Origin of the sequence: Lichenicoccus roseus (genome assembly GCF_005844085.1) — a bacterium.
GTDB lineage: Bacteria > Pseudomonadota > Alphaproteobacteria > Acetobacterales > Acetobacteraceae > Lichenicoccus > Lichenicoccus roseus.
In genome coordinates this window covers 90,612-112,298 of sequence record NZ_VCDI01000001.1, presented here as the reverse complement: position 1 = coordinate 112,298, position 21,687 = coordinate 90,612, and the positions used below count along the sequence as shown (strand labels likewise).

General features: G+C 68.3%; 24 protein-coding genes. 15 read left to right on the top strand and 9 right to left on the bottom strand.

The window, feature by feature from the left end; genetic code table 11:
- Positions 1 to 2 precede the first annotated feature (2 nt).
- Positions 3 to 836 (bottom strand): MBL fold metallo-hydrolase, encoded by an 834-nt coding sequence (locus FE263_RS00465; RefSeq protein ID WP_138323998.1) that lies wholly within the window; start codon positions 834 to 836, stop codon positions 3 to 5.
- A 13-nt stretch (positions 837 to 849) separates the two neighbouring features.
- A complete protein-coding gene (locus tag FE263_RS00460) occupies positions 850 to 1,158 on the bottom strand; it encodes an ABC transporter permease subunit (RefSeq protein WP_205880224.1) in 309 nt (102 codons plus the stop codon).
- An 81-nt stretch (positions 1,159 to 1,239) separates the two neighbouring features.
- On the opposite strand from FE263_RS00460, the gene FE263_RS00455 reads away from it, so the two are divergent.
- Positions 1,240 to 1,854, top strand: coding sequence for a LacI family DNA-binding transcriptional regulator (locus tag FE263_RS00455; protein WP_205880223.1), 615 nt, complete (start codon positions 1,240 to 1,242; stop codon positions 1,852 to 1,854).
- 145 nt (positions 1,855 to 1,999) lie between these two features.
- Here the strand turns inward: FE263_RS00455 and FE263_RS00450 are convergent, their stop codons facing one another.
- Positions 2,000 to 2,482 (bottom strand): flavin reductase, encoded by a 483-nt coding sequence (locus tag FE263_RS00450; RefSeq protein ID WP_138323997.1) that lies wholly within the window; start codon positions 2,480 to 2,482, stop codon positions 2,000 to 2,002.
- Positions 2,483 to 2,620: 138 nt separating this feature from the next.
- On the opposite strand from FE263_RS00450, the gene uvrB reads away from it, so the two are divergent.
- Positions 2,621 to 4,852 (top strand): excinuclease ABC subunit UvrB, encoded by a 2,232-nt coding sequence (gene uvrB, locus FE263_RS00445; protein ID WP_138323996.1) that lies wholly within the window; start codon positions 2,621 to 2,623, stop codon positions 4,850 to 4,852.
- Positions 4,853 to 4,884: 32 nt separating this feature from the next.
- Here the strand turns inward: uvrB and FE263_RS00440 are convergent, their stop codons facing one another.
- Positions 4,885 to 5,769 (bottom strand): LysR family transcriptional regulator, encoded by an 885-nt coding sequence (locus FE263_RS00440; RefSeq protein ID WP_138323995.1) that lies wholly within the window; start codon positions 5,767 to 5,769, stop codon positions 4,885 to 4,887.
- Between the two features lie 79 nt (positions 5,770 to 5,848).
- On the opposite strand from FE263_RS00440, the gene FE263_RS00435 reads away from it, so the two are divergent.
- From FE263_RS00435 to gshB, 4 genes are all read left to right on the top strand, one after another.
- Positions 5,849 to 6,559 (top strand): SDR family NAD(P)-dependent oxidoreductase, encoded by a 711-nt coding sequence (locus FE263_RS00435; protein ID WP_138323994.1) that lies wholly within the window; start codon positions 5,849 to 5,851, stop codon positions 6,557 to 6,559.
- A 170-nt stretch (positions 6,560 to 6,729) separates the two neighbouring features.
- Entirely contained in the window at positions 6,730 to 7,605 is an 876-nt protein-coding gene (locus tag FE263_RS00430; protein WP_138323993.1) for an aldose 1-epimerase, read from the top strand.
- Positions 7,606 to 7,610: 5 nt separating this feature from the next.
- Entirely contained in the window at positions 7,611 to 8,150 is a 540-nt protein-coding gene (gene greB / locus FE263_RS00425) for a transcription elongation factor GreB (RefSeq protein ID WP_205880264.1), read from the top strand.
- Positions 8,151 to 8,161: 11 nt separating this feature from the next.
- Complete coding sequence (gene gshB, locus FE263_RS00420) at positions 8,162 to 9,196, top strand: glutathione synthase (RefSeq protein ID WP_138323991.1); 1,035 nt, start codon at positions 8,162 to 8,164, stop codon at positions 9,194 to 9,196.
- Here gshB and FE263_RS21950 read toward each other — a convergent pair.
- Entirely contained in the window at positions 9,177 to 9,341 is a 165-nt protein-coding gene (locus FE263_RS21950; RefSeq protein ID WP_171033860.1) for a hypothetical protein, read from the bottom strand. The genes gshB and FE263_RS21950 overlap by 20 nt on opposite strands.
- A 139-nt stretch (positions 9,342 to 9,480) precedes the next feature.
- Between FE263_RS21950 and FE263_RS00415 the strand changes: the two genes are divergently transcribed.
- From FE263_RS00415 to FE263_RS00390, 7 genes are all read left to right on the top strand, one after another.
- On the top strand, positions 9,481 to 10,188 hold the full coding sequence (locus tag FE263_RS00415) for a class I SAM-dependent methyltransferase (RefSeq protein ID WP_138323990.1): 708 nt from the start codon (positions 9,481 to 9,483) through the stop codon (positions 10,186 to 10,188).
- A 113-nt stretch (positions 10,189 to 10,301) separates the two neighbouring features.
- Positions 10,302 to 11,180: a cytochrome c oxidase subunit II gene (gene coxB / locus FE263_RS00410; protein ID WP_240758915.1), complete on the top strand. Its 879-nt coding sequence runs from the start codon at positions 10,302 to 10,304 to the stop codon at positions 11,178 to 11,180.
- An 83-nt stretch (positions 11,181 to 11,263) separates the two neighbouring features.
- A complete protein-coding gene (gene ctaD, locus FE263_RS00405) occupies positions 11,264 to 12,922 on the top strand; it encodes a cytochrome c oxidase subunit I (RefSeq protein WP_138323989.1) in 1,659 nt (552 codons plus the stop codon).
- A gap of 15 nt (positions 12,923 to 12,937) precedes the next feature.
- Positions 12,938 to 13,879: a heme o synthase gene (locus tag FE263_RS00400; protein ID WP_138323988.1), complete on the top strand. Its 942-nt coding sequence runs from the start codon at positions 12,938 to 12,940 to the stop codon at positions 13,877 to 13,879.
- 3 nt (positions 13,880 to 13,882) lie between these two features.
- Positions 13,883 to 14,053 (top strand): hypothetical protein, encoded by a 171-nt coding sequence (locus tag FE263_RS21945; protein ID WP_171033851.1) that lies wholly within the window; start codon positions 13,883 to 13,885, stop codon positions 14,051 to 14,053.
- 17 nt (positions 14,054 to 14,070) lie between these two features.
- On the top strand, positions 14,071 to 14,919 hold the full coding sequence (locus tag FE263_RS00395) for a cytochrome c oxidase subunit 3 (protein ID WP_138323987.1): 849 nt from the start codon (positions 14,071 to 14,073) through the stop codon (positions 14,917 to 14,919).
- Positions 14,889 to 15,635 carry an SURF1 family protein gene (locus FE263_RS00390; protein ID WP_171033859.1) on the top strand — a complete coding sequence of 249 codons (747 nt, stop codon included), beginning with the start codon at positions 14,889 to 14,891 and terminating at the stop codon, positions 15,633 to 15,635. Before FE263_RS00395 ends, FE263_RS00390 begins: the two co-directional genes overlap by 31 nt.
- Here the strand turns inward: FE263_RS00390 and FE263_RS00385 are convergent.
- Positions 15,601 to 16,425, bottom strand: a complete 825-nt coding sequence (locus tag FE263_RS00385; RefSeq protein WP_408886123.1) for a helix-turn-helix transcriptional regulator — start codon at positions 16,423 to 16,425, stop codon at positions 15,601 to 15,603. The two genes, FE263_RS00390 and FE263_RS00385, sit on opposite strands and share 35 nt — an antisense overlap.
- A 99-nt stretch (positions 16,426 to 16,524) precedes the next feature.
- Between FE263_RS00385 and FE263_RS00380 the strand changes: the two genes are divergently transcribed.
- Complete coding sequence (locus FE263_RS00380; protein ID WP_138323985.1) at positions 16,525 to 17,418, top strand: SDR family oxidoreductase; 894 nt, start codon at positions 16,525 to 16,527, stop codon at positions 17,416 to 17,418.
- A gap of 310 nt (positions 17,419 to 17,728) precedes the next feature.
- Here FE263_RS00380 and FE263_RS00375 read toward each other — a convergent pair whose 3' ends face one another.
- Together FE263_RS00375 and FE263_RS00370 are read right to left on the bottom strand one after the other, a co-directional pair.
- Positions 17,729 to 18,712, bottom strand: coding sequence for a Tim44 domain-containing protein (locus FE263_RS00375; RefSeq protein ID WP_138323984.1), 984 nt, complete (start codon positions 18,710 to 18,712; stop codon positions 17,729 to 17,731).
- Between the two features lie 61 nt (positions 18,713 to 18,773).
- The gene (locus tag FE263_RS00370; protein ID WP_205880222.1) at positions 18,774 to 19,370 is read right to left on the bottom strand and encodes a TetR/AcrR family transcriptional regulator; all 597 of its coding nucleotides are present in this window, start codon (positions 19,368 to 19,370) and stop codon (positions 18,774 to 18,776) included.
- A gap of 100 nt (positions 19,371 to 19,470) precedes the next feature.
- Between FE263_RS00370 and FE263_RS00365 the strand changes: the two genes are divergently transcribed.
- Positions 19,471 to 20,577 carry an aldo/keto reductase gene (locus FE263_RS00365; protein WP_138323983.1) on the top strand — a complete coding sequence of 369 codons (1,107 nt, stop codon included), beginning with the start codon at positions 19,471 to 19,473 and terminating at the stop codon, positions 20,575 to 20,577.
- A gap of 41 nt (positions 20,578 to 20,618) precedes the next feature.
- Here the strand turns inward: FE263_RS00365 and FE263_RS00360 are convergent, their stop codons facing one another.
- Positions 20,619 to 21,665 carry an alpha/beta fold hydrolase gene (locus tag FE263_RS00360; RefSeq protein ID WP_171033858.1) on the bottom strand — a complete coding sequence of 349 codons (1,047 nt, stop codon included), beginning with the start codon at positions 21,663 to 21,665 and terminating at the stop codon, positions 20,619 to 20,621.
- Positions 21,666 to 21,687: the final 22 nt, after the last annotated feature.

Here is a 21,687-nt window from a genome sequence, read left to right as displayed (position 1 = left end):
GCTCAGGCGATTTTGACGATCCGGAAGCCCTCGATCTCCTTCACGACCGGGAAATTCTCCCAGCGCGCGGCATCGTGCAGGATGACCAGCCGGGACAGATCGCCGTCGATCGCCTTGTTGATGCGGTCGATCGTCTTGAGCTGGTCCCATGCGGCGCCGACGGCGTTGACCAGCGGCACGTAGACGCCGTCGTTGTTGTGACCGCAGAGGTTGCTCCGCGTGTAGACGCAGTCGCCGGAGACGACCAGGGTGCCGCGGGCCGTCTCGATCAGCACGAACTGCTGTCCCATGGTGTGCCCGATGCCAAGCCGGACATGCAGGCCCGGCAACAGATCGTCCAGGTCGCCATCCACCAGGTTCAGGCGGTGCTCGACAGCCGCGTCGAAGGCATGACGCAGATCGTCGGGGTTGACGATCGCGGTCAGGAACCCGAACGCCGGTGGCAGCGCCATCGCCTCGTGCCAGCTCAGGATTTCGCGTTTCTGGATATGCAGCCGCGCCTTCGGAAAACGGTCGATCGAGCCCATGTGGTCGAAATGCGCGTGGCTGAGCACGATGTCGGTGACGTCGTCGGCCTGGATGCCGAGCTCCGCCAGCATGCGCAGCGGCGAGATCCAGTATGGAATGCCGAACTTCACGCTCATCGCCTCGCCGCTGCCGTCGCGCATGAAGCCGCAATCGACCAGCACGACGTGTGCGCTCGACCGCGCGAGCACGAACGAGAACGGCAGATCCACCACCTCGTCGGGCGGCGCGCCCTGGATCAGGCCGCCCATGCGCTGGTCTTTCGACCGTGCATACTCGATCACGTGGATGGTCCAGTCGGTCTTGCTCATCGATGTCCTCCCGTCACTGTTCGGCAATGGCCCGTCCCAGGCTCGACAGTCCGACCGCCACGATCAGGATCGCGCCCTGCAGCATGTATTGCGACCAGGTCGGGGCTCCGAAGATATTCAGTCCGTTGAAGCCGAAGGCGATGATCAGTGCGCTCACCAGCGGTCCGGACACGTGGAACTCGCCGTCGCGCAGGGTGGCCGACCCGAGGAAAACCGCGGCGAGCGCAGTTGGCAGATAACGATCGCCGGCCCCCGTAGTGCCGCTGCCGAGCCTCGAGGCGAGCAGGATGCCGGTCAGCGCGGCGCAGATCCCGGAAATCACGAAACCCGGTTCTGCAATGACAAGCCCGGAGCCGATGTTTGGTGCGCCGCAGGCTGGACCTTCCCCGCGGATCACGATCGAATGCAGCGGGCCGATCAGCCGGAGCCGGAACTGGCAGCCATCGAGGATGTCGCGCGCGCGGCTCGCGTCTCGATCGCGACCGTCTCCGCGGTGATGAACGAGACCGCTTTCGTCAACGCGGAGCTCAAGGGCCGGGTAGCCGCGGCGATCTGCGAGCTCGACTGCCATCCGATATCCGTGGCCCGCATCGTCTGCCCGGCCGAGGCGGCGATCGCGTTCCGGGGCTCGACGATGGTGGTCTTCAACAGCGACGAGCAGCCCGAGCAGGAGCGCCGGATCCTGGCGCGGGTTCGCACCCTGTCCTGCGACGGCGTGATGCCCGTGCCGGTCGCGGCCACGATGCCGCCCCCGCCGCGAGCTCCCGGCGCCGGGCCGCCGACGGTCCTGTCCGGGCGGGAACTGCCTGCCCACCGCTACGACAGCGTGACTCTGGGCAACTTCACCGCGGGATGGCAGGTCACCGACTACCTGCTCGATCTCGGCCATCGCCGCGTCGCCGCGATCACCGGGCCGCTGCATGTGACCACCGGCCGTGATCGGCTCGAGGGCTCCAGGGCCGCGATGGCCGGGCGCGGTCAGGCCGCAGCGCCGGACCACGTCCTGCAGGCGACATGACGCACGAGGCGCTATGGTTGCTGTTCGACCGGATCGAGCGTCCGACCGGAGCGCAGCTGCGCCACCTCGTCTTCCGGCCCTCCTTCATCATCGGCGGGACCTGCAGGGCGCGCAACCGGGTCGTCCCGGCTCCAGCAGGGGAGACCTAGCCGCCGACCTCGTGATAGTCGCGGTTGAAATAGATCAGGCCTTCGTTGCGCCCATCGAGCGCCACCGTCTGCACCTCGCAGAACAGCACGCTGTGGGTGCCGATCTGCATGCTCTGGGTGATGCGGCAGTCGAACGATGCGGCGGCGCCCTTCAGCACCGGCGCGCCGGTCTCCAGGGTGTGCCACTCGCCCGACGAGAACTTCACCTGCATCTCGTCCCGGCCGGCGAACACCGTCGAGATCGCCTTATGGTCCGGCGTCAGCACGTTGACGCAGAGCGAGCCGCCGATGATGAAATGGTCGTGCGAGCGCGAACTGCGGTTGATGCAGACCAGCAGGGTCGGCGGCGTGTCGGTGACCGAGCAGACGGCGGAGGCGGTCAGGCCGTGATGGCCCTCCCGGCTGGTGGTGGTGATGATGTTCACCGCAGCGCCCAGCCGTGCCATGCCGTCCCGGTAGAGTGTCTGACTGACCGCCATGCGCGTGATTGTCCTGGGTGGGGCGTGGATTGCGGAAGTGACGACGAGAGCTAGCGGGTAGCGCCGCTTTGGCCTGCTGTCGAGTTCGCACGGCCGCCGGGCTTGCCTCGCCCCGGCCTCGGGGCCAATTCTGCACCCATGCCCAGCGCCGCCGCCCTAAAGAAAGCCCGTCGTGCCGAGGCCGACGCCCGTCCTCGCCAGGGCGACCAGTTCGTGCCCGAGAAGCAGGCCGCCAAGGCCAAGGCCCGTACCCTGACGGTGGTCTCGCCATACGAGCCGGCCGGCGACCAGCCGGCGGCGATCCGCGAGCTGGTGTCGGGGCTGCAGGCCGGCGAGCGCGACCAGGTGCTGCTCGGCGTCACCGGGTCGGGCAAGACCTTCACCATGGCGAAGGTGATCGAGGCGGTGCAGCGTCCGACGCTGATCCTGGCGCCGAACAAGACGCTGGCGGCGCAGCTGTACGGCGAGATGAAGCAGTTCTTTCCGGACAACGCGGTCGAATACTTCGTCAGCTACTACGACTACTACCAGCCCGAGGCGTACGTGCCGCGCTCGGACACCTACATCGAGAAGGACAGCCAGATCAACGAGCAGATCGACCGCATGCGCCACGCGGCGACGCAGGCCCTGCTGGAGCGCAACGACGTCATCATCGTGGCCTCGGTGTCCTGCATCTACGGCATCGGCTCGGTCGAGACCTACTCGCGCATGGTGGTGCGGCTAGAGGTTGGCGGCGCCATCGATCGCGACACCATGATACGCGCCCTGGTCGAGCAGCAGTACCGGCGCAACGACGCGGCGTTCCAGCGCGGCGCCTTCCGGGTGCGTGGTGAGACCATCGACGTGTTTCCGGTGCAGAACGAGGACCGCGCGTGGCGGGTCGGGCTGTTCGGCGACGAGATCGAGAGCCTGACCGAGTTCGATCCGCTGACCGGCGAGAAGACCGCCGATCTGCAGGAAGTCAACATCTACGCCAACAGCCACTACGTGACGCCACGCCCGACGCTGAACCAGGCCACCATCTCGATCAAGAACGAGCTGCGCGACCGGCTGGTCGAGTTCACGGCGGGGGGCAAGCTGCTGGAAGCGGAGCGGCTGCAGCAGCGCACCACCTTCGATCTCGAGATGATCGAGACCACCGGGGTGTGCAAGGGCATCGAGAACTACTCGCGCTACCTGTCCGGGCGCCTGCCCGGCGAGCCGCCGCCGACGCTGTTCGAGTACCTGCCCGAGGACGCACTGCTGGTGGTGGACGAGAGCCATGTCACCGTGCCGCAGATCGGCGGCATGGAGCGGGGCGACAACGCGCGCAAGTCCATCCTCTCGGAGTTCGGCTTCCGGCTGCCGTCCTGCCTGGACAACCGGCCGCTGCGGTTCGACGAGTGGGAGAAGTTCAGGCCGCAGACTGTGTTCGTCAGTGCGACGCCGGGGCCGTGGGAGCTGGATCGCACCGCGGGCGTGTTCGCCGAGCAGGTGATCCGACCCACCGGGCTGATCGACCCGGTGACCGAGATCCGGCCTGTCGAGCACCAGGTCGACGACCTGCTGGCGGAGTGCCGCATCGTGGTCGGGCAGGGCGGCCGCATCCTGGTCACCACGCTGACCAAGCGAATGGCCGAGGACCTCACCGACTACATGACCGAGGCCGGCATCAAGGTGCGCTACCTGCACTCCGACGTGGACACACTCGAGCGCATCGAGATCATCCGCGACCTGCGGCTCGGCGTGTTCGACGTGCTGATCGGCATCAACCTGCTGCGCGAGGGGCTCGACATTCCTGAGTGCATGCTGGTTGCCATCCTGGATGCCGACAAGGAGGGCTTCCTGCGCAGCAAGACCTCGCTGGTGCAGACCATCGGCCGGGCGGCCCGCAATGTGGACGGGCGCGTGCTGCTGTATGCCGACAAGATGACCGACAGCCTGCGCTTCGCCATCGAGGAGACGTCGCGCCGGCGCGAGAAGCAGACTGCCTGGAATGTGGCCAACGGCATCACCCCGCAGTCGGTACGCACGCATATCGGCGAGGCGATGCGTTCGGTGTTCGAGCAGGACTACGTGACGGTGGCGCCGGTGAAGGATGCCGGCACCATCGAGCTGGTCGGGCGCGACCTGAAGTCGTCGATCGCCGAGCTCGAGAAGCGCATGCGCGCGGCGGCGGCGGACCTCGAGTTCGAGACCGCCGGACGGCTGCGCGACGAGATCAAGCGGCTGGAGGCGCTCGACCTGGGGCTGGAACCGCCACCGCAGGCGACCGGCGGCGGTGCGCGCGACCAGAAGGCGCGCGGCAAGAAGGATCGCACGCCGGAGCCGTTCGGGCCGGGTGGCGGTGGTTACGATCCGGACAAGCGGCGCGGCAGGCGGCGAGGGTAGCGACAGCACGCCACCGCGGCGCTTCGGCGCGATTAGACGAACAGGTCGCCCGCCTGCCCGAACATGCCGATCACCTCGTCCGCCACGACCCGGATCGCGGGATGCTCCCTGTCGCGCCTGCGGACCAGGAGGAACACGTCCCGGCTCGGCGGGACCAGGCCGAGATCGCAGAGCCGAAGCAGCGGGCTGGTGCGGCCGATATAGTGTGGAAGCAGCGCCAGACCGGCGCCGGATCGCGCGGCGATCGCATGAGCAACGTGGTCCTTGGCGCGAAAAGCCATCCGCGCGCGCGGGAAATGTCTTGCCAGCCATGTCGCGCGGGACAGGGTGGAGTCCGCCTCGTTGAACCCGACGAGGACCGGATCGGCCCCCGCTTCGGCGAGCCGGCAGACGTCTTCGATCCCATAGAACCCGTAGCCGACGGTCGCCAGCGGACGCGCCAGCACGTCGCCGTCTTCTGGCTGGTCGAAGCGGATGGCGATGTCCGCCTCGTGACGCTCCAGGCTGACGGCGCGAAGGTCGGGTGCAAGGTCGATGTCGAGCCTCGGGTAGCGCATGGCCAGTGTTGCCAGGCGCGAGGTGAGGAAGCCCGCTGACAGGCCGGGCGACGCAGCGACCCGCACCAGGCCGCCGGGTGAGCCATCCGACGGGCCGCGGGTCAGGCTCCGGGCCGCCCGTTCCATGTCGCCTGCCACATCCGCCGCATGCGACCCGGCCGGCGTCAGGACATAGCCTCCGGGCCTGCGCTCGACGAGCTTGTGCCCGAGGCTCGCCTCCAGGGAATGCAGGCGGCGCGAGATCGTCGCGTGGTTGACGCAGAGCACCCGGGCCGCGGCCGACAGGCTGCCATGCCGGGCGAGCGCCAGGAAGATACGAGCATCTTCCCAGTCGATGTCTGTGCGTTTTCTCTCAGTCACTGATCAGCAATAGCGAATTCTACCGTAAGCGACAGCGCCCCAGATGCTGACCGCAAGTCAGACAGAAGGATGTTCAGCGATGGTTTCCACGAAGAGGATTGCGGTCGTCACCGGCGCCTCCCAGGGGCTTGGCGAGGGGATCGTCCGGGCGTTCCGGGCTCGCGGCTACGGCGTCGTCGCCACGTCGCGCTCGATCCGGCCTTCGACCGATCCGGACCTGGTAACGGTAGCCGGCGACATCGGCGATCCGGACACCGGCAAGCGCGTCGTCGCAGCAGCGCTCGAGAGGTTCGGCCGGATCGATACGCTGGTGAATAATGCCGGCATCTTCATCGGCAAGCCGTTCACCGACTACACCGAGGAAGATTACCGGCTGAAGCTGAGGACCAACCTCGACGGCTTCTTCTTCACGACCCGGCAGGTCATCCCGGTCTTGCTCGCCCAAGGCAGCGGCCACATCGTCCAGATCACGGCCTCGACAGCGGAGTTCGCCAGCTCGCATGCGCCCGCTGTCCTGGCGATGCTGACCAAGGGCGGCCTGAACTCGGCCACGCGCGCCCTCGCGATCGAGTATGCCAGGCGCGGCGTGCGCGTGAATGCCGTAGCGCCGGGCGTCATCAAGACGCCGATGCATGCCCCCGAGAAGTACGAGCTCCTGGCCGCTACTCATCCGATGAACCGCCTGGGTGAGATCGAGGACATCGCGCGGGCCGTGCTCTACCTCGAGGACGCGGCCTTCTCGACCGGCGAGATCCTGCACGTGGATGGCGGCCTCATCGCCGGACGCTGAGCTTTCGAAGCAGTGGCCCATCCGGAATGCAGAGCGACTGAAGGAGCACGGATACTGACCTTGATCTGGTAGAATCCGCCGATGCGGATCTTTCGGGCCACCCGGGCTGCACCGCGAGGTTGACGCCGGCTGCCTACCCCCGTCAGGTCGCGCGAAAGGAGCTGAACACCATGATCGAGTTACGCAACGGCGCCTCGACCCTGCGCCTGCTGCCCGAGCTGGGGGCGGCGGTGGCAAGCTGGACCCGGGACGGCATCGACATCCTGCATCCGGTCAGCGATCCCAAGCTCGCCGCCCAGCACGAGGTGCCCGTGGGAGCGTATCCGCTACTGCCGTTCTCCAACCGAATCGGCCATGGGCGGTTCGAGTTCGGTGGCGAGCACTACCAGCTGGCGGAGAATTTCGGCGGCGAGCCGCACACCATCCATGGCAACGGCTGGATGCGCGAATGGACGATCGCCGAGCAGCGCGAAGGGCTGGCGACGCTGACGCTCGACCATGTCGGGCCGGCGCAGCAGTGGCCGTTCCACTATGCAGCCGCGATCACCTACGCCATCGAGGATCACCGCCTGCTGGTCGCCATGCGCTACCGCAACACCGATGCGCGGGCGCAGCCGGTCGGTCTCGGTTTCCATCCGTTCTTTCCGCGCGATGCGGATGTCGAGCTCGGCTTCAGTGCCGCCGGGGTCTGGAAGGCGGGCGCCGACGCGCTGCCCGAGACGCTGCTCGCGGTCGAGGGCGACTGGCGGTTCGATCCGATCCGGCCGGTGGCGGACGCCGACCTGGACAACTGCTTCACCGGCTGGGGTCACGAGGCGGAACTGCGTTGGCCGTCGCGTGGGCACGGCCTGCGCATCGCCGGCTCGCAGCCGTTCGGCCACCTCGTGGTATTCACCCCGCCCGGTCGCGGCTACCTGGCCGTCGAGCCGGCCAGCAACATGACCGACGCCATCAACCGCATGCAGATCCCGGATAACGGCCTCGTCGTGCTGGAGCCGGGCGGAACGCTCGAAGCCTCGGTGACGCTGGAACTGCTCTCGCTTTGAACGCCGTGCCCGGGCGCGACCCGGACGATGACGATGCGGACGACGACGCACCGGCCGCAGCGCCCGGTCTTGCCCGCTACATCACGCCGGAGGGCCTTGCCCGGATGCAGGCGGAGCTCAACCAGCTGATGCGCGACGAGCGGCCGCGCATCGTCGAGATCGTCTCGTGGGCGGCCGGCAACGGCGACCGCTCGGAGAATGGCGACTATCTCTACGGCAAGAAGCGGCTGCGCGAGATCGACCGCAGGGCACGCTTTCTCGGCAAGCGCATCGACCGCGCCCAGGTGGTGGATCCGGCGGCGCAGATCCGGCGCGATCAGGTTTTCTTCGGCGCCACCGTGACCTACCTGACCGAGGAGGACGAGGAGCGCACGGTCACCATCGTCGGCATCGACGAGGCGGAGCTTGCGGCGGGGCAGGTCAGCCTGGCGTCGCCGCTGGCGCGGGCGCTCATGCAGCGCCGGGTCGGCGACGAGGTGCGCATGGACACCCCGCGCGGGCCGGTGCTGGTCGAGGTCACGGCGATACGCTATCCGCCTGCGTGATGGAGACAGCGATGCCCGACACCACGCCGCGACCCGCCCTTAAGGTCGCCGTCCAGATGGACCCGATCGAGAGCGTCGCGATCCACGCGGACTCCACCTTCGCGATGATGCTCGAGGCGCAGGCGCGCGGCCACTCCCTGTGGGTCTACCAGGTGAAGCAGATGAGCCTGCGCGAGGGCAGGGGCGACCGCAATGCGCCGCGCCTCGACCGGCTGACCGCACGGGCGCGGCCGGTGCGGGTCGAGCGTACCCTCGGCGCGCATGCGACGCTCGGCGAGGAGACGGTGCTCGACCTCTCGACGATGGACGTGGTGCTGATGCGCCAGGACCCGCCGTTCGACATGGCCTACATCACCGCCACCCACATGCTGGAGCACATCCACCCGCACACCCTGGTGGTCAACGATCCGCGCGCCGTGCGCGACGCGCCGGAGAAGCTGCTGGTCACCCATTTCCCGGACCTGATGCCGCCGACGCTGGTGAGCTGGGACGTCCAGGCGATACGCGCCTTCCGCGCCGAGCACCGCGACATCATCGTCAAGCCGCTGTTCGGCAACGGCGGCGCCGGGGTGTTCCGCTTGCGCGAGGGCGACGAGAACTTCTCCTCGCTGCTGGAGATGTTCTTCGCCGCCTCGCGCGAGCCGCTGATGGTGCAGCGCTACGAGCCGGCGGTGCGGGCCGGCGACAAGCGCATCATCCTGGTCGACGGACACCCGGTCGGCGCCATCAACCGGGTGCCGCCGGAGGGCGAGGCGCGCTCGAACATGCATGTCGGCGGGGTGGCGCAGCGGGTGGCGCTTACCGCGCGCGACGAGGAGATCTGCCGCCGGATCGGTCCGCACCTGCGCGACCACGGGCTGATCTTCGTGGGGATCGACGTCATCGGCGACTGGCTGACCGAGATCAACGTGACCTCGCCGACCGGGCTGCAGGAGATCGACCGCTTCGACGGCATCAACAGCGCCGGACTGCTGTGGGACTCTATCGAGGCCAGGCGTGCCGCAGGCCGTTCTGCCGCGCCGGAGACTATCTCCGCCCCTGCCTGAACCAGGCACGCAGGCGCTCCACCGCCGGTTCGTAGGAAACCCGGTTGTCGACCCACTCGTAGATCTGGACACGAAAATAGTACAGCAGATGCCCGCCCCAGAACAGGAAGGTGAGCAGCGCCAGGGAGAGGGTCAGCCTCGTCATGTGTGCGCGGGCCTTGCTGCCGGACCACCATAACGCCTGTGGCAGCCGGCATTCACCTGCAATCGCCTGCCCGGTTCGGCAGGCCATCCTTGAACACCCACTTGAACACTGGGCGCGGTCAGGGCAGAGAGGGCGTCCGATGAGCCACGCCATACAAGATCAGCCTCGTGGCCCGGACGGTCCGGTGCCGCGCTCCGCCCTCGATGCGGAGGCGGTGAAGGCAGCCTATCGTCGCTGGGCGGGCGTCTACGACAACGTTTTCGGCGGAATATCCGCCTTCGGCCGGCGTCGCGCGGTCGCCGCGGTCAACGCTTTGCCCGGCGAGCGCGTGCTCGAGGTTGGAGTCGGCACCGGTCTCGCGTTGCCGCGCTATGCCGGTGGCAAGCGCATCACCGGCATCGACCTGTCTGGCGACATGCTGGACCGGGCGCGCATGCGGGTGTCGCGCCAGCGCCTTGATCATGTCGACGCCCTGCTCGAGATGGATGCCGAGGAGACCCAGTTCGCCGATGGCAGCTTCGACATCGCGGTGGCGATGTTCGTGGCGTCGGTGGTGCCCAACCCGCGCCGGCTCTATGGAGAGCTACGGCGGGTGGTACGTCCCGGCGGCCATATCCTGTTCGTGAACCACTTTCTCGCCGATGGCGGCATCCGGCTGGCGGTGGAGCGGGGCATGGCGCGCGCGTCCCGCTCGCTGGGCTGGCATCCGGATTTCGCCATCGAGAGCCTGCTGCCGCCGGCGGACCGGGCGCGGGCGCGGATCGAGCCGGTGCCCCCGGCGGGGCTGTTCACCCTGGTGACGCTGACCAACGGCGATCCGGCGCCGGTGCTGCTGCGTAGCGCCTGAACCGACTGCGTGGCAGCCCGGACGGCCTGCGTCCCCGGATACGGTCGCGCCGCTTGATAAGAAGGCCCGTCTCGGATACCTCCTGCACCGTGTTGCAGAAAGCGAGGCCGAGGATGCGTGGCGCGCGCGATGTATCTCCCGCCCGGCGGGACGTGCGCTCGCATCTTGCCGCGCTGTCGGCCGTGCCCGCCCTGGCAATGGGCCTTTCGGCAGCGGCCCAGGCGCAGGTGCCGCATCCCTGGCAGATGGGCCTGCAGGCGCCGCACAGCTCGGTGCAGTCCGAGATGCAGTCGCTGAACACCTTCGTGCTCTGGATCATCATCGCGATTGCGGCCTTCGTGGCCGGCCTGCTGCTCTACGTGATCTTCCGCTTCAACCATAAGCGGAATCCGGTGCCGAGCCGGACCAGCCACAACACCGTCATCGAGATCCTGTGGACCACGGTGCCGGTCTTGATCCTGATCGTGATCGCCATTCCGTCCTTCCGGCTGGTCTACTACCAGGACCGGGCGACCCATCCGGACCTGACCGTCAAGGTCACCGCGCACCAGTGGTACTGGGAGTACAACTACCCCGACCAGGACGGGCTCGACTTCCAGAGCTACATGATCCCGGAAAAGCAGCTCAAGCCAGAGCAGCGAGCCCTGCGCCAGCTCGCGGTGGATAATCCGCTGGTGGTGCCGGTCGGCAAGAGCGTGCGCATCCTGCTGACCAGCGGCGACGTGTTGCACAGCTTCTTCATCCCGTCGCTCGGGGTGCAGCGCTATGCCATCCCAGGCCGGATGATCGAGACCTGGTTCGATGTCGACAAACCCGGCGACTATTACGGCGAGTGCAACCAGATCTGCGGCATCAACCACGACGGCATGTCGATCCAGGTGCACGCGGTCAGCCAGGCTGACTACGCGCAGTGGCTGAAGGACGCCAAGGCGCGGTTCAGCGAGACCCTTCCGCGGCGGACGGCGCGGGTGCAACTCGCGGCATCGCGATAACGCGGCCTCCTGTTGCCGCGCATTACGATCTATACATCGGGTGAGGCGCCGCCGGATCGACCGGCGGACGCAGGAGGCTTGGGATGTCGGTAACCACGCATGACGGGCATCAGCCGGTTCCGGGTTCGGGGCACGTCGCCTTCGAACGGGGGCATGGTGCCGAACATGGTCATGCGGACCATAGCCACACCCCGGCCAACTTCTTCGTGCGCTGGTTCTGCTCGACCAACCACAAGGACATCGGGACGATGTACATCATCCTGGCGATCGTCGCCGGGATCACGGGCGGCTCGCTGTCGATGATCATGCGCGCCCAGCTGCTGCATCCGGGCTCGCATATCGTGCCGAACGGCCAGGTCTGGAATGCGATCGTGACCCAGCACGGGCTGATCATGATCTTCTTCTCGGTGATGCCCGCCTTGATCGGCGGCTTCGGCAACTGGTTCATCCCGCTGATGATCGGCGCGCCCGACATGGCGTTCCCGCGCCTGAACAACATGTCGCTCTGGATGGCGGTCGCCGGCTTCTTCATGACGATGATGGGGCTGCTGTGGGGCACCGGCTCGGGTTCCGGCTGGACCCTCTACCCGCCGCTGTCGAACGGCACCTACCAATCCGGCCCGGCGATGGACTTCACCCTGTTCTCGCTGCACCTGTCCGGCATCTCGTCGCTGCTCGGCGCCATCAACTTCATCACCACCATCTTCAACATGCGCGCTCCGGGCATGACGCTGCACAAGATGCCGCTGTTCGTGTGGGCGCAGCTGGTCACCGCCTTCCTGCTGGTGCTGGCCATCCCGGTACTGGCCGGCGCCATCACCATGCTGATCTGCGACCGCAACTTCGGCACCGCCTTCTTCGACCCGCAGGGCGGTGGCGACCCGGTGCTGTTCCAGCACCTGTTCTGGTTCTTCGGTCATCCCGAGGTCTACATCATGATCCTGCCCGGCTTCGGGATCATCAGCCACGTGGTCTCGACCTTCAGCAAGAAGCCGATCTTCGGCTACCTGGGCATGGTCTACGCGATGATCGCCATCGGCGTAGTCGGCTTCGTGGTGTGGGCGCACCACATGTTCATCTCGGGTATCTCGGTGGACAGCCGGGCCTACTTCATGGCGGCGACGCTGGTGATCGCGGTGCCCACCGGCATCAAGGTGTTCTCCTGGATCGCGACCATGTGGGGCGGCTCGATCGAGTTCAAGACGCCGATGCTGTGGGCGGTGGGGTTCATCTTCCTGTTCACGGTGGGTGGCGTCACCGGCGTGGTGCTGGCCAATGCCTCGCTCGACCAGTACCTGCACAACACCTACTACGTGATCGCGCACTTCCACTACGTGCTGTCGCTGGGCGCGGTGTTCTCGATGTTCGCCGGCTTCTACTACTGGATCGGCAAGATGACCGGGAAGGAGTATCCGGAGACACTTGGGAAGATCCATTTCTGGATGACCTTCATCGGCGTCAACCTGACCTTCTTCCCGCAGCATTTCCTCGGCGCCGCCGGCATGCCACGCCGCTACCCGGACTACCCGGACGCCTTCGCCGGCTGGAACTATGTCTCCTCGATCGGCGCTTTCATCTCCGGCGCCTCGGTGCTGGTCTTCCTGCTGGTGATCGCCATCACCTTCAGCCGCAAGCCGACACTCGGCGCCAACTACTGGGGCGAGGGAGCCACCACCCTGGAGTGGTCGGTCCCGTCGCCGGCGCCCCACCACACCTTCGAGGAGTTGCCCCGTCTGCGCTGATGGGGCTCGCTGGACATGAATAGCATCGCATCCCGGCCTACCGAGGCCGATCTCGCCCTGCCCGGCACCCTCGGTGCCGAGGCGCGCGATTGGCTCAACCTGCTGAAGCCGCGGGTGGTCTCGCTGGTGGTGTTCACCGGCGCCGCCGGATTGTTCATCGCGCCGGGGCGTATCCATCCGTTCGTCGCCTTCATCGCCATCCTGTGCATCGCGGTGGCGGCGGGGGCGGCGGGTGCCATCAACATGTGGTACGACCGCGATATCGACGCACTGATGCGGCGTACCGCCAAGCGGCCGATCGTCAACGGGCGCATCGCGCCGGCCGATGCGCTCGGCTTCGGCATCGTACTGTCGTTCGCCTCGGTGATCCTGATGTGGCTGGCGACCAATGCCGTCGCCGCCGCCGTGCTGGCGCTCTCGATCGCCTTCTACGTGTTCATCTACACCATGTGGCTGAAGCGCTCGACCCCGCAGAACATCGTCATCGGCGGCGCCGCCGGAGCGTTTCCGCCGATCATCGGCTGGGCGGCGGTCACCGGCGACATCGGCGTAATGCCGCTGGTGCTGTTTGCCATCGTCTTCCTGTGGACCCCGCCGCATTTCTGGGCACTGTCGCTGTACGCCTGCAAGGACTACGCCCGCGCCGGCGTGCCGATGCTGCCGGTGACGCACGGCGCCGCCCATACCCGCCGGCAGATCGTGCTCTACACCGTGCTGCTGTCGGCGGCGACGCTGCTGCCGGTGGCGCTGCGGCTCACCGGCCCGGTCTACGATGTATCGGCGGTGCTGCTCGATATCGGCTTCCTGGTGTTTTCCTGGCGCGTGCTGCGCGACCGCCAGGATGCGGAGGGTGTCAGCCTCACCAACGACAAGCCAGCGCGGCAGACCTTCCGCTATTCGCTGGCCTACCTGGCCTTGCTGTTCCTGGCCGTGATGATCGACCACCTGGTCGGCTGAGCGTTGGCACCGCTTCCGCACGACCCCGACTTTCCGCCGCCGATGCCACCGGCGGAGGCGCGCGAGTTCGTCCGCCGCCGGCGCGGACGCAACGTGGCGCTGCTGGTTGCCCTGGTGGCGCTCTGCCTGATCTTCTACGGTCTCTCGATGGTCAAGTTGGCCGCGGCGCATTGACGGGGTAGGGGCGCAACATGAGCACTGAGACCCAGGCCGTTCCGGCTGCCGACGACGGTGCCACGCGTCCCTACTACGTGCCGCCACCCAGCCCGTGGCCGTTGTTCGGCGCCTTCGGCGGCGCGGTGACGCTGGCAGGCATCGTGATCGCCGCGCATTTCGGCCACTACTGGCTCCTCGTGCTCGGCTTCCTGATGGTCGGCACGGTGATGGTGTTCTGGTGGCGCACGGTGATCGCCGAGAGCGTCGGCGGCAAGCTGCTGACCCCGGTGACCAGGCTCGGTCTGCGCTACGGCATGACCTTGTTCATCTCGTCCGAGGTGATGCTGTTCGTCGCCTTCTTCTGGACCTTCTTCAACTTCGCGATCTTCCCGGAGAACGTCTCCGGGTCCAACGCGCCGCTCTGGCCGCCGCTCGGCGTGCACACCTTCGACCCGTTCAGCCTGCCGATCATGAACACCATGATCCTGCTGCTGTCCGGCTTCACCATCACCTGGGCGCATCACAGCCTGATCGATGGCGACAAGAAGGGACTGGTGGCGGGGCTCGGGCTGACGGTGATCCTCGGGATGCTGTTCACCTGCTGCCAGGCGATGGAGTATTCGGAGGCGCCGTTCCATTTCAGCGGCGGCGGCGTGTATCCGGCGATCTTCTTCATCGCCACCGGCTTCCACGGCGCGCACGTGATCATCGGCACCTGCTTCCTGATCGTCTGCTTCTTCCGGGCACGCGCCAACCAGTTCAATCCGGTACGGCATTTCGGCTTCGAGGCGGCGGCCTGGTATTGGCACTTCGTCGACGTGGTGTGGCTGTTCCTGTTCATCTGCATCTACTGGTGGGGCGCCGGTCCCCCGGTGCACGAGTAATCCTCCCGTCCCTGCGCAGGCTGGCGGTCCCGTTTGCCTGCACGCTCCTGCTGGTCGGCCTGACGACCTCGCTCGGGGTTTGGCAGGTGCACCGGCTGGCCTGGAAGCAGGCCCTGCTGGCGAGCATCGACCAGGCCGAGCGGTCGCCCCCGGTGGCGTTGCCGCCGCATCCTTCGCCGTTCCAGAAGATCGTGGTGTCCGGGACGCTCGATGCCAGTCACGCGATCGCATATGCCGACGATGTGCGCGACGATGTGCACGGCAACGCGGTGATGGGCACCCACCTGGTCGAGCCGCTGCTGCGCCCCGGTGCTCCGCCGATCCTGGTCGATCTAGGCTGGGAGCCGTTCCCGCCGAAGCCGGAAGATGGCCGGGCCACAATCACCGGGTTCATCCGGCCTGTCGAGCACCCGACCTGGCTGTCCGCCAGGGACGATCCGGGCCACCGGCGCTACTACACACTCGATCCGCCCGAGATCGCGGCATCGCTCGGACTGCCGGCGCCCGAGCCCTTCACGCTGATCGCGCTGGGCTCGGCTGCGCTGCCGGACCCGCAGCGGACACTGCCGCGGCCGCCGAACGATCACCTGCAATACGCCATCACCTGGTTCAGCCTGTCGCTGGTCGGGATCGTGATGTTCGCGGTGTGGGCGCGGCGGCCGGTGCTCGAGGCGGGACCGGTCAGGCCGGGGCGGAAGCCAGCAGCGTCTCGATGAGCGCACGATCCGCCGGCGTCGCCGGGTTGTAGACCAGCATGCCCAGATCGGGCCGGCCATCCACGGCGAAGGCGCTGTATTCCAGCGCCAGCGCGCCGACCTTCGGATGGCTCAGGTGCTTCACGCCGTCGCCGTGCGTCTGCACGTCCTTTTCTCGCCACATCGCCTCGAAGTCCGGACTGGCCCGGCACAGTTCCTCCACCAGCGGCGCCACCTCGGCTTCGGCGCCGCTGCGAGCGGCATCGATCCGGAAGGTGGCCACCACGAAGCGGGCAACCGCCTCCCATTCCGGGTTGGCGGAGCGTATCCGGGGATCGCAGAAGATCATGCGCAGGATGTTGCGCTGGTCCGGCGGCAGGGCGCCGTAGTCGGTCAGCACGACGGCGGCGGCGCGGTTCCAGGCGACGATGTCCCAGGTCGCCGTCCGGATGATGGCGGGGCTGCTGGTCAACGCGTCGAGCAGTCGCTGCAGGCGAGGCGTGATCGGATCGGAGCCGCGATAGCGGTTCCCCGGTGGACGCCCGAGCCCGACCAGGAACAGGTGCTCGCGCTCTATCTCGGTCAGCGTCAGCGCGCGGGCGATGCGGTCGAGCACGTCTCCCGAGGGGCGGCCGCCACGGCCCTGCTCGAGCCAGGTGTACCAGGTGGCGCTGATGTTGGCGCGCTGGGCCACCTCCTCGCGACGCAGCCCGGCGGTCCGCCGCCGGCTGCCGGTGATCCCGAAAGACGCCGGGTCGAGCTTGGTGCGCCGGTTCCGGAGGTAGGCGCCGAGCGAGCTGCCATCCGACAAGACGGTCATCCTGGTAATCGCTTTACCTGTATAAGATCACTACTTTAACAGCATAGCGATCGCGCCGAAATCGTCTCCACCACCCTGGAGACTTTCATCATGCGTGTATTCGTCACCGGCGCCACCGGCTTCATCGGCTCCGCCGTGGTTGCCGACCTCATCGCGGCCGGACATCGGGTCGTGGGCCTGACCCGCTCCGAAAGCGGAGCGCGGGCGCTGGTCGAGGCCGGCGCCGAGGTGCATCACGGCACCCTGGAGGATCCGGACAGCATGCGCGGTGCTGCCGCCGGCGCGGATGGCGTCATCCACCTGGCCTTCGACCATGATTTCTCGAACTTCCAGGCGAACTGCGAGAAGGACCGGCGCGCCATCGCCGCACTCGGGGGCGCCCTGGCCGGCTCGCACCGGCCGCTGGTGATCACGTCGGGGGTCGGCATCGGCAGCATGGTCCCGGGCCAGCCAGCGACCGAGGAGGGGTTCAACACCGACCATCCGAACCCGCGCATCGGCTCCGAACTGGCCGGCGCCGAGCAATCCGCGGCCGGCGTCAACGTCTCGGTGGTCCGCCTGCCGCAGGTGCATGACACCGTGAAGCAGGGCCTGATCACCTACGCGATCGCCCTGGCGCGCGAGAAGGGCGTGTCGGCCTATGTGGGCGACGGCCGCAACCGCTGGGCAGCGGCGCATGTGCGCGATGTGGCGCGGCTCTACAGGCTCGCGCTGGAGAAGGGGACGGCGGGGACGCGCTACAACGCGGTGGCCGAGGAAGGCGTCGAGGCCCGGCGTATCGCCGAGATCGTCGGGGAGGGTCTCGGCGTGCCGGTGGTCAGCCTGTTGCCGGAAGCGGCTGCAGACCATTTCGGCTGGTTCGCGATGTTTGCCACCATGGACCTGCCGGCCTCTGGCGCACTGACCCGGCAGCGGCTCGGATGGCACCCTACCGGTCCGGACCTGATCACCGACCTGCAGAACATGCGCTACGACGCCGTGTGAACCGGAACGACTTCGCCCTGGTCCTGCCTCCTGACGCCATTCCGCGGGCGACGGCGGCGGTGTCCGGAGGGCGCGGCGATAATGCCCGCAGCAGCATCCTCTCGGTGGTGCCGGCTGCCTTTCCGCCGCCGTGCTCGCCGGTCTGGAGGCTGCGTGCTCCGGGGGCGGCAGGATCACAGCTTCCCGCAGCGTGGAGACCGTTGGTCGCCGCGATTCGCCGGAAGCGACGCAGATGCACCTGGCTTACCGCATGGCGACCCGTCTGGTCACCGGCTCGACGTTCGGGCGATACAGGGAGGCACGGCCGCGTTCAGCGGCCCTGCTGGATCGCCGACAGCATCCAGTTGCCACCACGTGGGCGCACGAAGGTCCAGAATTCGTTCGCCATGATGCGCTCGTTCGGGCTGCCATCGACAACCCGGCCGCTCATGTCGGTGGTGACGTCGATCATCGAGTAGCGCATCGCCACCGTCGCGTAGTCGGCATTGCCTTCGCTCCAGGCCTCCGAAAGGTCGCCGCGGTCCAGCCGCACGTCCGAGACGGCGTTGCGAGTGCCGCGCTGCGCGTAGTCCTGCAGCTGCTGGTTGAAATAGCTGACCATCTCCGGCGTCGCGAGGCGCTGCATCCCGTTGAGGTCCGCCCGCGTCCACGTCGCCTGTATGTTGCGCAGGGTCTGCTCGAACTGCTGGTAGTCGCCGGGCCCGATTGCCAGCGGTGCGTTGCCCCCGAAGCCCGTCGCCTGCGGAGCCGCGCCATAGCCGGGGCTTGGCATCATGCCCGGAGCGGCGCCGGCGGCGGAACTCATGCTGCGTGCGTTGACACCGGTGAAGCGGCGCAGCAGCCAGCGCACCACGAAGAAGATCAGCGCGAGCTGCAGCAGCAGGCCGAGGAAGCCGCCACCGCCCAGGCCGCCGCCGCCCATGCCGCCGCCGAAGAAGCCATGGCCGAGCAGCAGGCCGCCCAGGCCGGCGCCGATGAAGCCGCCCAGCAGGCCAGCCGCCAGTGGGTGACCGCGTCCGGCAAAGCCGCCGCCCATCGACGTGCCGTAGCCGCCGCCGTAGGGGCGCTGCGTCATGCTGCGGCTGAACGGCGAGGCGCCACCGGGCAATACCTGGGTCGGTGCCGGGGCGCTGTAGGTGCGGCTGCCCCGGCTGCCCATCGACATGCCGCCGCCCGGACGCGCATCGGCGGACACCGAGGCGCCCAGGCTCGCGAAGCCGAGGCCGCTGAGCAGCAGCAGCGCCGCCAGGGCGCGGGAAAGGCGGCGGGAGCGGCTGACCGGCGAGTTGTTCATGATGCTTCCAGATGGTGCGCGTGCGATGCGTCGGCAACGGTGCGCCGGCCGGGAAAGCGGATCAACGCGGCCCCGGCCAGCCCGCCATGGCGCCGGCGGCGACACGCAGCAGCTTGTCCCGTCCGGCGCCGTCCTTGGCAAGCGTCGACATGCCCTGCACGACGGCGAATACATGGCCCGCGAGCATCTCGGCGTCGCTGCCGGCTGGGAGCAGCCCGGCGTCGATGTCGCCTTCGATGCGCAACCGCAATGCAGTCTCGATGCGCCGCCGGATCGCGGCCAGCGCCTCGCGTATTCCGGCTGCCGCGGTCGAGCCGGTGACGATCGAGCTGGCCAGCAGGCAGCCCGCGGGCGTGTCCGCCCCGGTCCCGCCGATGGCGGCGGCGGTCAGCAGGTCGCGCGCGGCGTCCTGCGCATTCGCGGCGCCGGCGATGGTTGCGGTCACCCGGTCGCTGCCACCCAGGTAGCGATCGACCGCCGCGAGGAACAGCCGCTGCTTATCGCCGAACGCCGCGTACAGGCTTGGTGGGGTGATGCCCATCGCCGCGGTGAGCACGGCGACCGAGCTTGCCTCGTAGCCGTGCTGCCAGAACACCCGCATGGCGGCGGCGAGGGCCGCTTCGCGATCGAACGAAAGCGGCCGTCCTGAGCGCCGCATGGCGGGGAAGGAGTTCTCCATAGCGAACGATATGAAAGCTTGACCACCATCCGCAACCACCCGACAAGCTTCCATAGCGAGCACTATGGAATTCACTTCGATGTCATTGACCGATTACCGCACGCTTGGCCGCTCCGGGCTGGTGGTCAGCCCGCTCGCCCTGGGCACGATGACCTTCGGGGTCGGACGCTGGGGCATGCGACGCCCTGAGGCCGAGGCGGTGTTCGACGCCTATGTTGAAGCCGGCGGCAACCTGGTCGACACCGCCGATGTCTATGCGGGCGGTGCCGGCGAGGAGATGCTGGGCGCCATCATCGCCGACCGCGGCCGGCGCGACAGCCTGGTCATCGCGACCAAGTCCGGCTTTGCGACCGGGCGTGGGCCGCACGCCGGCGGCAACGGCGCGGTCCATGTTCACGCAGCCCTGGACGGGTCGTTGCGTCGGCTCCGCACCGGACATGTCGACCTCTACTGGGTGCACGTCTGGGATTCGGTGACGCCGGCCGGGGAGTTGCTGGAGACCATGTCCGGCCTCGTACGCGCCGGCAAGATACGATACTGGGGCATCTCGAACGCACCGGCCTGGTATGTCGCGCAGGTCGCCACCCTGGCCACCGCGCATGGGCGTCCGGGGCCGATCGCCCTGCAGTATTTCTATTCGCTGGTGAACCGCGAGGTGGAGGCGGAACACCTGCCGCTTGCCCGCGCGATGGGCCTCGGCATGGTGCCCTGGAGCCCGCTCGCCTACGGGTTGCTGACCGGCAAGTACGACCGGGCGGCGGTGGCGGCGGCTGGTCCGCGTGCCGGCGGCCTGCCCAGCGATGCCGGCGATGGGGCGGCGCGGCCCGAGGGCGACAGGCGGCTCGACGGTGCCAACCCGTTCGGCGACACGCTGTTCACCGAACGCAACTGGAAGATCGTCGAAGCCGTGCGCGACGTCGCCCGCAGCCTGGAGACCAGCCCGGCGCGGGTGGCGCTGGCCTGGGTGCTCTCCCGGCCCGGCGTGGACACGGCACTGCTGGGCGTCAGCCGTCCGTCGCAGCTGCGGGACAACATCGCCGCGGCCGGCCTGCGCCTGCCTGCCGCGGCGAGTGCCGCGCTCGAAGCTGCCAGTGCGCCGCAGGCCGGCCTGGTCTACGGCCTGTCTACTCCGGAAGCGCGCCGGCACCTGGTCTTCGGCGGCAGCGCCGTCACGCCGTGGCGATAGGTCGGGGAGCTCCGGTCCGCGAGTGGCGGCCACTCGGCACCCTAGCGACGTGCCTTCGCAAGAATACGCGCGATCTGCTCGATCACGATGCCGGGCTGGTCGAGCTGGATGAAGTGGCCAGCCTGCGGGACGACGATGCTGGCGCCATCGCTCGAGAGCCTTGCGATTGCATCGTGGCCCGCCTTCCAGGCAGCCGCCTCGCGCGCCAGCTGGCCCGCGTCGAGGCCTGGAAGCCCGGAGCCATCCCCGTGCGTAAGGACCACCACCGGCAGCGACCCAAGCGAAGCGCGCGTGCGCGCCGCCTCGAGATCGTCTCGCGTCCGTCCGCTGGCGTCCGCCAGGTTGGCGTTCCGAAGCTCGGACTCGACCGCACTCTCGTAGGCGGCGGTGATCGCTTCCCGGTTGATATCCCGATGCACGTCAGAGTCGGCATTCGCCGGATTGTCGAGGCAAGCGGACCCGGCCTCCGCCGGCGTGGACAACAGGCCGCGCCGCGCCAGCACGACGCATTCTTCCTGCATGGCGATCTGCGCCGCCTGCCAGCCGGCGAGCTTGCGCGCGGCGGATGGTCCCACGGCTCGTGCGATCGCCCGGGTCTGGCCGGGGAAGGCCGGATCGACCAGCACCAGGCCGGCGAGGTCCTTCGGGTAGGCCTCGGCATACAGCGTCGCATACAGGCCGCCCAGAGAGTGGCCCACCAGGATGACCCGGCCGGGCATCGTTGCGCGCAGCAGCGCATGCAGGTCAGAGCGGGCATTATCCGCATCCGCCGGTCCGTCGAGCGGGTCGCTGAACCCGTAGCCGGCGCGGTCGTAGGCGCAGGCCCGGGTCAGCCTGCCGACCGCCGGCTGCACGCGGCGCCAGTCGAAGGTGCCGCTGCCGAGCCCGGACAGGAACACCACCGTCGGCGTGCCCTGCCCGAGACAGACGAGGTTGAGCCGTCGCGTGCCCCGTACCGCTACGAGCTGGTGCGGCTGCCCATAGGTCTCCGCAACGAAGCCCTGCGCGCCGGCGCGGGCATGGCCGGTGGAGAGACCGAGGAGCACTGTGAGAACGACGCCGGCGAACAGATGCGAACGGCGCCTCACCGGCGTTGCTCCGGCGCCGGAC